Below are 15,146 nucleotides of genomic sequence, written 5' to 3' on the forward strand. Positions count from 1 at the left end.
CAAGTCAGACAGGGTAGATAGTGCGCGCAATCAGTGAATGCGATCCTTTCCCGGCATCAATTTGATTCTTCAAGAAACCGGAACGCACCGCTGGCAGCAGTGAGCGTTGAATGCCCTCATTACAGCAGGCAAAGCACGTGTAGCTTGAGAATATGAAATAAGGTAGGTCAATGGCAAAGAACGAGGTGCCGAAAGGCGAGCCTTTCGATTTGGAAAAACTTCAGACACTGTTTGAAATGATGGAAAAGCACGGATTGACGGAAGTCAATCTGAAGCGGGGCGAAGAAACCTGGAAGCTGCGTCGCGGTCCCCAGGAAACCGTTTCCATGGTTCCCGCTGCTCATGCTGTTCCTCAAGCGGTTCCGCAACCCGTTGCAGCGGCTCCTGCCGCTCCGGCGCCGGCACCTCAGGAAGCAGCGCCTGCTGCCGATTCGGGGCCTGCCATCAAGAGCCCGACCGTGGGGACATTTTATTCCTCACCCAGCCCCGATGATCCGCCGTTCGTCAGTGTAGGATCCAAAGTCAGCGCTGATACGATTGTCTGTATCGTCGAGGCGATGAAGGTCTTCAATCAGATCCCTGCCGAGCTCAACGGTACCATCAGCGAGGTTCTGGTCAAGGATGGTGAAGCGGTCGAATTCGGCCAGCCGCTGTTCAGAATCAGCCAGGGCTGAGGCCTGTTGTCGTAGCATGGTCGCCGTTCGCGATCGGAATGTCAGATGTAGGATCCTTTTACCAAGTCAAAACATATGTTTCAGAGAATACTGGTTGCCAACCGAGGAGAAATCGCACTGCGGGTGATTCGTGCCTGTCGTGAAATGGGCATTGAGACAGTCGCGGTCTTCAGTGAAGCAGATCGTGGCGCTCACTACCTCTCACTGGCTGACGAAGCCTACTGTATCGGTCCTGCTGCAGCGACCGACAGTTACCTGATGATCAACCGGATTATCAGTGCTGCTGAAATCGGTAACGTGCAGGCGATTCACCCCGGCTACGGGTTCCTGGCAGAAAACGCGCATTTTGCGGAAGTCTGTCGGAGCTGTAATATCGAATTCATCGGACCTCCCCACGAAGCGATGGCACAGCTGGGAGATAAAGTCTCGGCCCGTGAAATTGCCAAGAATGCCAACGTACCTGTTTCACCGGGTACCGAAGGTCTGGTCACCGACGAAGCTGAAGCCCTGCGGGTGGCCCAGGAGATTGGTTATCCCGTTTTGATCAAGGCTACCGCCGGCGGTGGTGGTAAAGGGATGCGAGTCGCCCGGAATGACATTTCGCTGAAAGCCGGTCTGAAAGCAGCCGCTGCCGAAGCGGAAGCCGCATTCAAAAATTCTGGCGTCTATATTGAGAAATACATCGAGAATCCACGGCACGTGGAAGTCCAGATCCTCGCGGACAATCATGGCACGGTACTCCACCTCTGGGAGCGGGACTGCAGTCTGCAACGTCGTCACCAGAAGCTGGTGGAAGAGAGCCCGGCTCCGAACCTGCCTCAGTCGGTTCGTGAAGACATCTGTAAAGCGGCCTGTCGCCTGATCGAAGAAGCCGGTTATACCAATGCCGGTACGGTCGAGTTCCTGGTAGGGCCGGATAACCAGTTCTACTTCATCGAAGTCAATGCCCGAATTCAGGTGGAACATCCTGTCAGCGAAGAGGTGACGGGGCTCGACCTGATCAAGCAGCAGATCCGTGTTGCGGCAGGCGAGAAACTGGAACTGAAGCAGAAGAACGTTCCCTGCAATGGCTCCGCAATTGAACTGCGGATCAATGCTGAAGACCCCGACAACGATTTCCGGGGTTCGCCGGGTAAGATCACCAAACTGCGCGTTCCCTCGGGGCCCGGGGTGCGGTTTGATTCGCATATCTATGAGGGCTATACCGTCGGCCCTTATTATGACTCCCTGATTGGCAAGCTGATCGTGCATCGGCCGACACGCGAGGAGTCACTGGCGTGTATGCGTCGATGTCTGGATGAGTTCGTCATTGAAGGGATTAAAACGACAATTCCTCTGGCGAAGAAGATCTTCAATCATTCGGCCTTTATTGAAGGTAAAGTCGATACCACGTTCATCGAACGTACCTGGTAATCGCCGGTCGGTTGAAGTTGATGATCACGGATGGTTCTGTATTGTGACAGGCTCGTGGAGACTGCGTTCGCGGTTCCGCAGAGAGAGTCCCCTGGTGTCAGAACGAATCTGGAGATCAGACCGAAGTTCGCTCATCTCTAGTTGTGGTATGGTACATTTTTGAGCCTCAGTCGCTGACCGGAGGCCTTACTTTTACGAACAGATAACAGGAAGAATAATGAGAGTTGGTATTTTAACTGGTGGTGGTGACTGTCCTGGTTTGAACCCGGTAATCCGCGGTGCCGTCCGCGTGATCTGCAATGCTGGTGGCGAAGTTTACGGCCTGCTGGAAGGCTGGCGGGGTGCCATCGAAGGCAACTACATCGAACTGAATTCGGAAAACACTGACGACATCATTTTCAAAGGGGGAACCATCCTCGGTTCTTCCCGTACGAACCCTTACAAAAACGAAGCAGAAGATGTTCCCAAGGTTCGAGAAACTTTCGAGCGTCTGGGCCTCGACTGCCTGATCGCCATCGGCGGTGATGACACCCTCGGTGTCGCGAACAAACTGTGGAACGATTACAAGCTGCCCGTCATCGGTTGTCCCAAAACAATCGACAACGACCTGAGTTCCACCGACGTGACCTTCGGTTTTGACACTTCCATCAACATCGTGATGGAAGCCGTTGACCGTCTGCGGACTACAGCCGAATCACACCGCCGGATCATGGTTGTCGAAACCATGGGTCGTCATGCAGGCTGGATCGCGCTGTTCTCTGGACTGGCAACTGCCGCCGATTACACGCTGGTTCCCGAAGTGCCCATCGAAATGGATCGCATGGTCGACGTTCTGAAAAGACGTCGCGCTAACGGTAAGATGTACGGCATCATCATCGTCAGCGAAGGTGCCCAGTTCAGTGAAGATGAAGGTGTTGTCACCCAGGATGGCGAAGTCGACGACTTCGGTCACGTCAAGCTGGGCGGCATTGGTGAAACCGTTGCTAAGATGATCGAAGACCGGACCGGTTTCGAAACCCGTCACGTGACCCTCGGTCACCTGCAGCGTGGTGGTTCTCCCAGTGCAGCAGACCGCGTACTCGGAACCCGTTGCGGCGTACACGCCGGCTGGCTCGCACTGAAGCATCACTTCGGTTACATGGTGGCTCTGCGGGGTACTTCCATCGTTCCCGTTGCTCTGGCTGACGCTGTGGGCGAGATGCGGGCACTCGAGAAGAACTTCCTCGAAGAAGCAGAAGTCTTCCTGCAGTAGTCGATCCGTTTGATCGAAGTCATAAGAGTCACGGCGCTGGCAACAGCGCCTTTTTTTATGCGCGGACAGTGAGTTGTCTAACCCACTGCACAGACTACTGTCATAGAGCGAATTACTTAACAATCTTATCTATTGGCTATTCCGGTCTTTCACGCTAGCTTCCCATCCCCCCGGCTGTTTAAGATAGAAAGATAATTTCATACCGGCTGTTTCAGCTGCGCCTGCCAACATCACAATCCACGGCACATAACGACTTCGAATCATCTTCCCGGAGGGACAAATGACGTCACAGCGCTTGTTTCGTATTCACACCTCACTCTTCTGCTCTCTGATTTGTCTGATACTGGCAACGCCCCAGTTGCTCCAGGCGGAGGACAAAGGGTTTCAACCAATCTTTGATGGCAAGACTTTGAAGAACTGGGATGGCGATCCCCGTTTCTGGTCTGTTAAAGATGGGGCGATCACGGGAATCACCACAAAGGACAATCCGACACAGGGGAATACCTTCATCATCTGGCGTGGAGGCGAGCCTGGCGATTTCGAACTGAAACTGCAGTACAAAATTATCGGACATAATTCAGGAATCCAGTATCGCAGCTTCCCCATTAAAGGCGCAGACAAGTGGCGGATCGGCGGTTACCAGGCCGACATGGAAGCCGGCGATAAATATTCGGGAATCCTCTACGGCGAAAAGTTTCGCGGCATTCTCGCGCTGCGGGGCGAAAAGACCGTGATCGGCAAGAACCACAAACCCAAGGTGGTCGGTTCCGTCGGCGATACCGATGAGATTCAGAAGCACATCAAAAAAGAAGACTGGAACGACTATCACATTATCGCCCGCGGTAATCATTTCATTCACAAGATCAATGGCATTACCACGGTCGACGTGACCGACAATGATGTCGACATGCGACGCGACAAAGGGCTGATTGCACTACAGTTACACGCCGGCCCTCCGATGGAAGTTCAGTTCCGCGATATTCAACTCAAAGAGCTGCCGGCCTCTAAGGAGACATCATCCGCTGACGGCGCTAAAAAAAAAGTCGTCCTGATCGCCGGTAAAAAAAGTCACGGTTACGGGGCCCACGAACATCGTGCCGGCTGCATGCTGCTGGCTGAGGCATTGAATAACAGTGGTTTGAATATCGAAGCCACCGTGGTCACCGAAGGCTGGCCGAAAGACGCTTCGATTCTGGAAGACGCCGATTCCATTGTCATTTACTGCGATGGGGGTGGCCGCCATCCTTACAACGAGCACCTGGACGAACTCGACGAACTGGCAAAGCAGGGCGTGGGGATGGTCAACATTCACTATGGTGTGGAAGTTCCTAAAGGGAAATCCGGGGATGCCTTCCTGCGGTGGATCGGCGGCTATTTTGAAGAGTGGTGGTCGGTCAATCCACACTGGACCGCCGACTATAAAAGTCTGCCCTCACATCCAATCGCGAATGGCGTCAAACCATTTTCCATCAACGACGAATGGTACTACCACATGCGGTTTCAGCCGGAGATGAAAAACGTCGATCCGATCCTGACCGCGGTGCCTCCCAAAGAAACACTCAAACGCCCCGATGGAGCTCACAGCGGGAACCCGGCTGTGCGGAAAACCGTCGGACAACCTCAGCACATGGCCTGGGCTTATGAGCGTCCGGACGGCGGTCGCGGTTTTGGTTTTACCGGCGGTCACTTTCACTGGAACTGGGGCAACGATGATTTCCGCAAACTGGTGCTGAATGCCATCGCCTGGTCTGCCCAGGCGGAGGTGCCAGCCGATGGGGTGGCTTCTACTCCGGTAACCCTGGAACAGCTGGAAGCCAACCAGGATTATCCGCAGCCGGATAACTTTAACCCGGCACGCATCAAAGCCCTGCTCGCTCAGTGGAATCAATAGGCGAGTTTTTCCTGCAACAGAACACCGATTTGAGACAGCTACTGAAATAACATAAGGAAACTGACTCCATGAACTACCGTTGGCTTGCCATTATTCCGGCTCTGTTTTTATCAACCTCTCTGACAGGCTCCTCACTGTTCGCGCAGTCGGAGCACGACGCCGACCAGGCCGTACCCAATTTGACCGTGGCACCGGGGCTGCAGGCGACACTGTTTTCCTCCGAACCCCACATTAGCAGTCCTTCAAGCATGGACGTCGATGCACAGGGCCGCGTCTGGATCTGTGAAGTCGTCAATTACCGTGCCGGGATCCGCAACATCCCCACCCGCGAAGCCGGGGACCGGATTGTCATTCTCGAAGATACGAATGGCGACGGCAAAGCCGATGAGTCGAAAGTATTCTACCAGGGAAATGACATCAACGGTTCACAGGGAATCTGTGTGCTGGGGAATAAAGTCATCGTGGCTGCCTCTCCCAATGTCTTCCTGTTCACCGATGAAGACAACGACGGCAAGGCCGACAAAAAAGAGCTGCTCTTCAAAGTGGCGGGGGGCGAACATGATCACTCAGCGCATGCGTCAGTCTTCGGTCCGGATGGTCGACTTTACTGGAACTTCGGGAACGCGGGGAAGCAGGTCTTCGATGCGGCAGGCAAACCGATACTGGAACGCGATGGTCGCCCCGTGCTGGATAACGGTAAACCATACTGGGGCGGGATGGTCTTTCGCTGTAACCTGGACGGCAGCGATTTCGAAGTACTCGCCCATAACTTCCGTAATAACTACGAAGTGACCGTCGATTCTTTCGGCACCCTCTGGCAGTCAGACAATGACGACGATGGTAACCGTGGTGTTCGGATTAATTATGTGATGGAATTCGGTAACTACGGCTATCTCGATCAGTTGACCGGGGCTCGCTGGAAAACGCCGCGAACTGGCATGCACGAAGAAATTCCTCTACGTCACTGGCATCTCCGTGATCCGGGTGTCGTTCCCAACCTGCTGCAGACCGGTGCGGGATCCCCGACCGGGATCTGCGTCTATGAAGGTGCCCTGCTGCCGGAAAAATACCGGAATGAAATCATTCACTCTGACGCCGGTCCGAATGTGGTCCGCGCGTATCCAGTGAAAAAAGAAGGCGCTGGATATGAAGCTGAGATCGCCAATATTATTACCAGCGAAAAGGACAAATGGTTCCGTCCCTCCGATGTGTGTATCGCCCCCGATGGTTCTCTGTTTGTCGCAGACTGGTATGATCCGGGCGTCGGCGGACACCGGATTGGCGATCAGGAACGCGGCCGGATCTTCCGGATTGCCCCTGCGGACGCAAAATACCAGTTTCAAAAACTGGACCTGAGTACCATCGAAGGCGCGATTGCCGGCATCAAGAGTCCCAATGTCGCGACTCGCTATCTTGCCTGGAACAAGCTGCACGAACTGCAGGCTGAAGCCCAGCCACAACTGGAAGAACTCTATCAGTCTGACAACCAGAGGTTCCGCGCTCGGGCCCTCTGGCTGTTGGCTGGCATTGAGGGGAAAGCCGGAGACTATGTTTCTCTGGCGATCAAAGATAAAAATCCCGATATCCGCATCACCGGATTGCGGGCGGCACGTCGTTACAAGCTGGATGTGATTCCCTTCGTGAAACAGCTGGCTCACGATGACTCGCCTCAGGTACGCCGCGAATGTGCGATTGCCCTGCATCACAGTAAATCGCCCGCAGCACCGGAACTCTGGGCGACGCTCGTTGATCAGTACGACGGGAAAGATCGCTGGTATCTGGAAGCACTCGGGATCGGCATGGACGGGCAGGAAAAGAAGTTCATGACTGCCTGGCTCAAGCAGGCGGGTGAAAACTGGAATACCCCGGTCGGCCGAGATCTGCTCTGGCGATCCAAAATCCCGCTGGCGATTCCCTACCTGGTAAAAATCATTGAGGATCCCCAGACGCAGCAGGCAGCACTGCCGCGTTACTTCCGTGCCCTGGACTTCATCCCGGGTAAAGAAAAGAACGAAGCTGTCGCCGAACTGTCTCTGTTCAAGGAAGACGGGAATCAAAAACGGGAAACCTACATCATCGCGGAAGCATTGTCGCGAATGTCAGCGAAAGTTGTCACCGGTGATAAAAAATACCAGCAGGCACTGAACCAGGTGATCGACAGCAGCCGGGGGACTCCCGAGTTCATCAAGCTGGTCGAAAAGTTCAAAGCGAAGGAATACTATCCCGAACTGGTAAAACTGGGCAGCCATTCCGGCAAGTCACAGACTGCGGTCGACGCGATACGTGCGGCTCTGTCTCTGAAGCAGAATGCACTGATTCAGAAAGCGCTGAACAGCAAGCGGGATAATGAAAAAGAACAGAATCAGAAACTGGACCTGATCTGGGCACTGGGAAATGCCGCCCATAATGGTGCCAATAAAATTCTGCTCGGCATTATCCAGGATCCCGAGGAACCACTGGTCGATCGACGCGAAGCCGTGAGGGCGGTTGCGAAATCCCGCCCGGGAGCGCACGCGTTACTGGATCTGGCTGAGAAGGGCAAAGTGGATCCCCAGCTGGAACAGACGGCTGCCGCTGCCATGTCTACAACCATCATGAAGGACGTCAAGGAACGGGCCGCGAAGCTGTTCCCCGCACCTCCCACGCGGAATAACAAGCCTTTGCCACCGATCAATGTGCTGGCGGGCATGAAGGGGGATGTCGTCGATGGTCGAGTGATGTTCAACACCAAGGGAACCTGTGCCAAGTGTCACGTGGTGAATGGCATGGGGAAAGAAGTCGGCCCGGATCTCTCCGAGATCGGAAAGAAGCTGAGCCGCGAGGCGTTGTTTGAATCGATCCTGTACCCTAGTGCCGGGATCAGTCATAACTTCGAAGCGTACACGGTGATTCTGGTGTCGGGTAACGTGGTAAATGGTCTGCTGGTCAATAAGACCGACGACGCCATCACGATCAAGGATGCCGAAGCCATTGCCCGTACCTTTAAAATGGATGACGTCGAAGAAGTGATTCAGCAGAAGATCTCACTGATGCCGGCCGATCTGCAGAAGGTACTGACGGAAGAAGAGCTGATTAACATCGTCGAATACCTGACGACGCTCAAGCAGGCCAAGCCGATCAAAAAGGCCAGTCTGTAAGTATCGTCGATCAGAGATTGCGTTTCATGTGATGCTGTCAGGCTTTGTGATCGACCACACCTGGGCAGATAAGCATGGGATTATGCGCTCGAGTAGAGTTAGCGGAATTATCGGGAGAAATTCATGATCAGCAGGTGGCTGCGGTTTCTGTTATGGCAGCCTTATGCACTGCTCTGTCGCCGGTTTCCTCTCTGGCCGTTCCAGGTCAAAATTACGCAGCCGGTGGAATACGTCACCTGTATTCAAATCGACAATTTTCTGACACGCACGCTGAGTCGGTTCAGTGGCGGTTATGATTACGCGGTCTGTTATCTGGTTGACGAAATACTGCTGATCGACACCGGGTTTCCCTGGGCCCGTCGGAGCCTGAAACAGACGCTGCAGAAACTGGGTGTTGTGGAAACCATCACGACCGTCGTGAACACGCATTATCATGAAGATCACACGGGCAACAATGATCTACTGGTGGAGCTGTGTGACGCGCAGGTTCTCGCGCATGCGGATGCGATTCCGGAGATCCGCTTTCCGGTGGAGTTGCGCTGGTATCGCAGCTTTCTGTTTGGTCCTTCCGCCATCGCGGATGCCCAGCCCGTGGGCGCTTCGGTCAGTACGGAGCACACGCGGTTCGAGGTCATCGACACTCCCGGCCATTGCCCCGGGCATATCTGTCTGTTCGAGCCGGAGCGGAAGATCCTGTTCAGCGGCGATCTCTATATCGCAGCCGACCTGGACAGTCAACTGGGAGACGCCGACGGTCCGAAGTGGATCGCCAGCCTGGAACAGGCGATCCAGCTGCGCGCCGAATGGTTGTTTGATGCGCATGGAACAGTTCTGAAAGGAGCCGAGGCCGTGGAGCAGCACTTGAGCCGCAAACTTGCGTTTCTACAGACAATTCGCGATCGCGTCTATGAATATGCCACGCACGCACAGACGATTGAAGAGCTGACGCGCAAGGTCTTCGACCGACGTGGCCTGGTCGACTTTCTTTCGTTTGGCGAAGGCTGGCTGTCGCTGATTACCGGTTCTGACTTCTCGCGGAGTAATATCGTCAAATCGTTTTTGAGAGAGAAATTCCAGCAGGAAGCATCTGCATCGCTGAATCAAGAACTCGAAAAAGAAGCAGGTCAACCGCGGATTTCCTCTGCTTAAGCTCAACAATCCCGGGAGAAGGGTTTAAGATTGTCAGGAGACCGTCGCGTTTTCCGGGCGAGATTCAACAATCAATCGTGAGCAGGTGAAATGGTTCCAGCTGGACGTTATCGTGAAATCGAAGTCAGTGGTTCTCCCCGCGAAATGGGCAGGCAGTTGGGAGAAGCTGCTGCTGAAGAGGTGCGGGCTTTTTGTGTTGTGGCGCTGGAGCGTCTCCATGAGACCATGCAGGTCAGCCCGAAACGGGCTCAGGCTCTGGCGGAAGTCTGTCTGCCTGTTGCGAGGGAATACAGTCCCGATTCCGTAGAGGAACTTGAGGGGCTGGCCGAAGCCGTCGCTGTTCCGCTGTGGCAGATCATGCTGTTGCAGATCCGGAATCAGTTCACCCCGGAACCGGATGCGGGCTGCACTTCGCTGAGTGTGCCGGATCCTTCCGGAAAGGGAGCGATCGTGGCTCAGAACTGGGACAATGACCCGGCTCTCGATCCGTTTACCATCATGTTGACGCGTCGCCCGACGGGGAAGCCGGCGCTGATGACGTTGACCCAGGCCGGGTTGATTTCTTACATCGGGTTCAATTCAGAGGGTATTGGTACCTGTCTGAATTCTCTGCCAGCCCCCAGTCGCGCACACGGAGTACCACACTATTTCACGCTCCGCGAGCTCTATGAAGCAGACAGCCTGGCAGGCGCGGTGGAGGCGATCCGTCGGGCCGAGCGGGCGATTCCCGCGAATATCATGCTGGCGACTCCAGAGGGCCCTGCGAACCTGGAAGTGACGATTGACAGTGTGCAGGTTTTAAGGCCGGATGAGACAAGCTGGATTACACATACCAATCATTGTCTGCATCCGGACTTTTGTCACTACAATGCAGAGTTTCCGGAACTGATCGGTTCACACCCGCGTAAGGCGCGCATTGATGAATTGCTGCAAGCCAGTTCCGCCGATCCAGGAGTCGCAGAGATCAAAACCGCTCTCCGCGATCATCAGGATTATCCACGATCGATCTGCAGGCATCTCAACGACGACCCCGATCATGGTTACTGGCAGACCGTGTTTTCCGTGATCATCGAACCGGAGCGGCAGCGGATGCATGTCTCGCGTGGTACACCCTGCAGTGCGGAATACCAGGTCTATCAGCTTTGAACTCAAACCGATCGGTACTTAAATCTGGTAAGCGATGTCAGAAGTCAGGATGTTTTGCTCGCTCTCAGTTTCATTGAGCGACATTAAAATCACCTCAATCAGTTTCTTGCGATCAATGGGCTTCGTCAGATATTCGTCGCAGCCTGCATCGAGACATTTCTGTCGATCACCGTTCATGGCGTGCGCTGTTAACGCGATGATTGGTACCTGGAAACCAGCGTCTCTTAATTGCCGGGTCGCGCTGTAGCCGTCCAGTACCGGCATCTGCATATCCATCAGGATCACGTCAAAAGGCTGACCTTGCGCTTCGGCTGCTGTCGCCTGATCGATTGAGAGCTGACCATTTTCTGCCAGGCTGACGTCCGCACCTGCTTTTTTCAGCAGGAAGGTGATCAGCCGCTGATTGTAGAGGCCGTCTTCCGTCAGCAGAATGCGATACCCTTTGAGAGGTGTAGCCGGCAGGGTCTCGGAGGAGGCGTCTGTTTTTTCTTTGGTAACCGGTTTCAGGCTGGTTGCCTCTTGTTCTATCAGGGGAACATTATTCAGGGGGCCGGTACCGACTCTAATCGTGAATGTGCTGCCCGCACCGTGCGTGCTGGTGACAGAAATGGATCCTCCCAGCAGTTCTGCCAGGCGTTTGCTGATCGTCAGTCCCAGCCCGGTCCCTTCAAACTTGCGCGTCATGGAATCATCGGCCTGGGTGAAAGGATTAAACAGGGTTTCCAGACATGAAGCAGGAATACCGATTCCGGTGTCGATGACTTCGAACTGCAGCTGAGGTGCCTGCTTAGAATCATTCAGCAGACGCGTGACGACTTTTACGGAACCGGTTTCGGTGAATTTAATCGCATTGCCGATCGTATTGATCAGAATCTGTCGCAGGCGTGTGGGATCGGTCTGGATCGTTTCAGGAATGGGGCCCTCAATCTGAAATTCCAGCGGCAGTGCTTTGGCGACCGCGCGGACATTCATCAATGAAGAGACATTATTCAACAGTTCGTGGGGCGAGCAGGCAATCTGTTCGACCTCCATTTTTTCGGCTTCGATTTTGGACAGGTCCAGAATGTCATTGATGAGTCGGATCAGATATTCGCCGTTCTCCTTCACGGTCTGCGCTGCTTCCACATTTTCAGGAGCGGAGACGTTCTCGAGCAGGATATCGTTGAATCCAAGAATGGCATTCATGGGTGTCCGGATTTCGTGGCTCATGTTGGCGAGGAATGCACTTTTGGCGCGGTTGGCGGCTTCTGCATGTTCCTTGGCGCTGCGTAATTCACGGGCCTGCATTTCCAACTGGTGATTGGTTTCCGAAATTTTCTGATTGGCGAGATGCAGTTCGCTGGTCCGTTTCTGGACCTCTGATTTAATCAGGGATTTTGTTTCCTCAAGAGCCGCTCTCTGACATGCCATTGCCCGCATTTCACGTGTGTTCTGTTGAATGGCAATGATCAGGAAGATGTCTTCAAATACGACCCATGCACCATGTTCGACAATCCGCCAGGGGCTCGCAGTCAGTGCGCCAAAGACCGCATGGGGGTACAGCAGCCCGAATGCGGTATGGTCAATGACAACGACTGTGGTTGCCGAGATCAAAACGCGCCAGTCCCGGTAAAAGGCCAGGAATGCCAGGGAACCAAAAATATGGAAGTGTGTTTCAATCCGCCCACCGCTCAAGTGGATCAGCAGAGAGGAGGTCAACATCTGGCTGACTGCAATCACATGCCGGGTGAGGACGCGGCCCGGATGAAACCACGCCAGGAAGACGGGGAAGCAGGTAATCAAACCGCCCAGGATGACAGCCGCCCAGACATGCAGGTGGGTCTGACTTAAATTACCAATCCAGGTGTATGGAGTCACCAGGCAGGCAGCTCCGATGGCAGCCAGCCACTGGATAATCATCAGAACTGCGAATAGACGGTCAGTCCGTTGACAGAGTTGCTGACGATGCTCGTTGAACAGTTCGTCTGCTCTTTGTGCGAAATCAGGTTGGCAGGGTTTGTTGAGGATACTGAGTTTCATTATTTTTCCTCCTGTCGGCATGTCTTTTCCTGTCCCAGCAGGGGGCAGCCGAAGGTGTATGTCTGATGCGACTCTGAGTTGCCTTGAGACAGATAATCAAGCACTGCACTACTGCCGCGGTTGGCCCCCGTGTGTCCTCGTGATCCAGTGATTCCTCCGTGGAATACCAGTTCTCCCCGTGTGTCATACAAGGCGACATATCCGGAGGTCGTGGCACCAAACAGCCGGGCAGCCTGGCCATCCAGATCGCTGCTAACGGTTACTCCGGGAATGGCTGCCGCCGCTTTCCAGAGGTCAGTTTTTTCCCAGTCACGGGGAAAGTTCTCCGGTTTATAAAATTCGACGCGTGCATCCAGCCGTTCAGGGCCGTAAGCCATGATCTGTTCCAGTTCGCTGATACTGGCCCGGGTACAGGGGCAGCGGGGGTGCGCAAACATGACCAGGGTAGGGCGGAATGCGTTCCAGGTAGACTGGCTTTCTGCCGGCCACTGAGTTGGTGAATGCGCTACCGCACCGGGAGTCGTCTGATAACTCCAGAGGACTCCCATCACGGACAGAATCAGTCCTGCCCAGACGATCGTCAGACAGGGAATGAGAGACCGGCTCCCAATCCGACTGGAAGGGAGCGGTTTCAAACCGAGTGGTTTTTCAATGTGCCAGATACTGGAGATATTCATCAGGTCAAATCGATCCTCTGTAGAGAAGACTGGTCAGGGACGTTACGACTGAGGTCTCTGCAGGCTCCCCACCGGGAATCTGTACCGCAGCGAAGAAAACATAAGTTGAAATCTGTGGCGCGTGGGGGGAATCAGCTTAAAAACTGATAAAACGATCCGATATCTACCTCAGGCTAATGTATAGGCTTCACAACCGGTAAAAATCAGTTGAGATAAGGAGGAATTCCCATGCAGTTTTCGGGTGAGTAAGCTGACAAATAGCCCGGGATTGCGTGAATTCTGAACAGGGGGATTTCCCTCAGATTTGAGTGACATGCTCAAAAAAGCACGTTCGGAGAATCCGGGTGACTCAATTTGAGTTTTAAGCCTCCAGCTTGAGGCGAAAAGTGAGGAGTAAAACTACCTGTCGAGAACTGATTTCCATTCGAAGAGGCAGAGGTTGCCTGCGACTTCCGTTTGAGGATTGTTTTGATTTGAGGAGTTGTATCGAGGTGGGCTTTGCGTATTAGGATGAACTTGTACGAATGGTTTTAATCTGTTTGACAGCCGTTCTCGAGGGCGGGACGATTAAGCCAGTTCTTCTCTTTAAAACTTGATAGCTGGAAAAAGAAGTCATGGCAGCAGAGCGACGGTTAAGGGACAGACAACAGAGAAATCGCCCAGAAGATCTGAATGAAGTGACCGGTATGGCTGTCTGGGGCATGTCTGTTGCGCTTTGCTGTTTACTCCTGTTGAATGGATGTCAGGGGCAGCAGAGTCTCGATCCCCGCACAGCGGCTGAGCAGGGAGATGCCGCAGCGCAAAACAATTTAGGAATCATGTACACACTCGGAGACGGCGTCGAACAGGATTTCGGCAAAGCCGCGATGTGTTTTCGTCGTGCCGCCGAACAGGGATACGCCGAAGCACAAAACAATCTGGGGGTCAGCTATCGTGACGGTAAGGGGGTTGAAAAAGATTATCCTCAGGCAGTCAACTGGTTTCGCAAAGCGGCAGAACAGGGTTTGCCTAAAGCACAATTCAATTTAGGGATCATGTATACCAACGGAAATGGAGTCGGGAAGGATTATGCACAAGCGGCTGAATGGTTTCGATCAGGGGCTCAGTATGGAAATCCAGAATCACAGACCTATTTAGGAATCTTTTACCGTGATGGAATGGGCGTTGAGAAGGATACTGCTCAGGCGACCGAGTGGATTCGGAAGGCAGCCAGACAGAACCTGCCCATGGCGCAACACAATTTAGGATTCATGTATGCAACAGGTAACGGTGTCGAGCAGGATGATGCTGAGGCGGTGAAGTGGTATCGCAAAGCGGCTGAGCTGGGAAATGCCGAAGCCCAGAACAATTTAGCGATGTGTTACCGCAACGGAAAAGGTGTGGAGCAGGATCTGGGTCAGGCAGCAAAGTGGCTCCGCGAAGCAGCAGAGCAGGATCTGATAAGTGCGCAATTCAATCTGGGCTACATGTATGCAGAGGGAGAAGGCGTTGAACAGGATCTAAAGCGGGCCGCGGAGTGGTATCGTAAAGCCGCGGAACAGGGAAATCAGGCAGCAAAGCAGGCATTAGAGAATTTAGAGAAGAACCGGTAGGAGAATCCCGTTTCTAACCGGCAAGATGGCATGAAAAAAGGACTCAGGGTGCGATAACCCTGAGTCCTTTTTGTTTTTAGTGCCCAAGAGAGGACTCGAACCTCCACGGGGATTACCCCCACTAGCCCCTCAAGCTAAGAATGACGTATTGCCCAAATATTGCAATGACATTGGCCGATGTTGTAAGTGTCTGTAA

Annotated in this window: 10 protein-coding genes and 1 tRNA gene; 8 read left to right on the forward strand and 3 right to left on the reverse strand. The window is 53.8% G+C overall.

Translation table 11 applies throughout. The features are described 5' to 3' along the window. Positions 1–170 precede the first annotated feature (170 nt). The 7 genes from accB to RID21_RS13240 all read left to right on the forward strand — a co-directional run bounded on the left by accB (position 171) and on the right by RID21_RS13240 (position 10,662). Positions 171–674, forward strand: a complete 504-nt coding sequence (accB, locus tag RID21_RS13210) for an acetyl-CoA carboxylase biotin carboxyl carrier protein (RefSeq protein ID WP_350189530.1) — start codon at positions 171–173, stop codon at positions 672–674. A gap of 75 nt (positions 675–749) precedes the next feature. Then, the gene (gene accC, locus RID21_RS13215) at positions 750–2,087 is read left to right on the forward strand and encodes an acetyl-CoA carboxylase biotin carboxylase subunit (RefSeq protein WP_350189532.1); all 1,338 of its coding nucleotides are present in this window, start codon (positions 750–752) and stop codon (positions 2,085–2,087) included. 217 nt (positions 2,088–2,304) lie between these two features. Further along, positions 2,305–3,339 carry a 6-phosphofructokinase gene (locus tag RID21_RS13220; RefSeq protein ID WP_350189534.1) on the forward strand — a complete coding sequence of 345 codons (1,035 nt, stop codon included), beginning with the start codon at positions 2,305–2,307 and terminating at the stop codon, positions 3,337–3,339. A 280-nt stretch (positions 3,340–3,619) separates the two neighbouring features. Beyond that, on the forward strand, positions 3,620–5,230 hold the full coding sequence (locus tag RID21_RS13225) for a DUF1080 domain-containing protein (protein ID WP_350189536.1): 1,611 nt from the start codon (positions 3,620–3,622) through the stop codon (positions 5,228–5,230). Positions 5,231–5,298: 68 nt separating this feature from the next. Then, entirely contained in the window at positions 5,299–8,367 is a 3,069-nt protein-coding gene (locus RID21_RS13230; RefSeq protein WP_350189538.1) for a PVC-type heme-binding CxxCH protein, read from the forward strand. 123 nt (positions 8,368–8,490) lie between these two features. Beyond that, a complete protein-coding gene (locus RID21_RS13235; RefSeq protein WP_350189540.1) occupies positions 8,491–9,516 on the forward strand; it encodes an MBL fold metallo-hydrolase in 1,026 nt (341 codons plus the stop codon). Positions 9,517–9,606: 90 nt separating this feature from the next. After that, entirely contained in the window at positions 9,607–10,662 is a 1,056-nt protein-coding gene (locus RID21_RS13240) for a C45 family autoproteolytic acyltransferase/hydrolase (RefSeq protein WP_350189542.1), read from the forward strand. A gap of 18 nt (positions 10,663–10,680) precedes the next feature. Here the strand turns inward: RID21_RS13240 and RID21_RS13245 are convergent, their stop codons facing one another. Together RID21_RS13245 and RID21_RS13250 are read right to left on the reverse strand one after the other, a co-directional pair. Next, positions 10,681–12,681 carry an ATP-binding protein gene (locus RID21_RS13245; protein WP_350189544.1) on the reverse strand — a complete coding sequence of 667 codons (2,001 nt, stop codon included), beginning with the start codon at positions 12,679–12,681 and terminating at the stop codon, positions 10,681–10,683. Beyond that, positions 12,681–13,358 carry a thioredoxin domain-containing protein gene (locus RID21_RS13250; protein ID WP_350189546.1) on the reverse strand — a complete coding sequence of 226 codons (678 nt, stop codon included), beginning with the start codon at positions 13,356–13,358 and terminating at the stop codon, positions 12,681–12,683. Before RID21_RS13250 ends, RID21_RS13245 begins: the two co-directional genes overlap by 1 nt. Before the next feature lie 614 nt (positions 13,359–13,972). Between RID21_RS13250 and RID21_RS13255 the strand changes: the two genes are divergently transcribed. Next, a complete protein-coding gene (locus tag RID21_RS13255) occupies positions 13,973–14,950 on the forward strand; it encodes a tetratricopeptide repeat protein (RefSeq protein WP_350189548.1) in 978 nt (325 codons plus the stop codon). Positions 14,951–15,030: 80 nt separating this feature from the next. Here RID21_RS13255 and RID21_RS13260 read toward each other — a convergent pair. Further along, positions 15,031–15,126: transfer RNA gene (locus tag RID21_RS13260), tRNA-Leu, on the reverse strand. Between the last annotated feature and the right edge of the window lie 20 nt (positions 15,127–15,146).

It is taken from the genome of Gimesia sp., from assembly GCF_040219335.1.
Lineage (GTDB): Bacteria > Planctomycetota > Planctomycetia > Planctomycetales > Planctomycetaceae > Gimesia.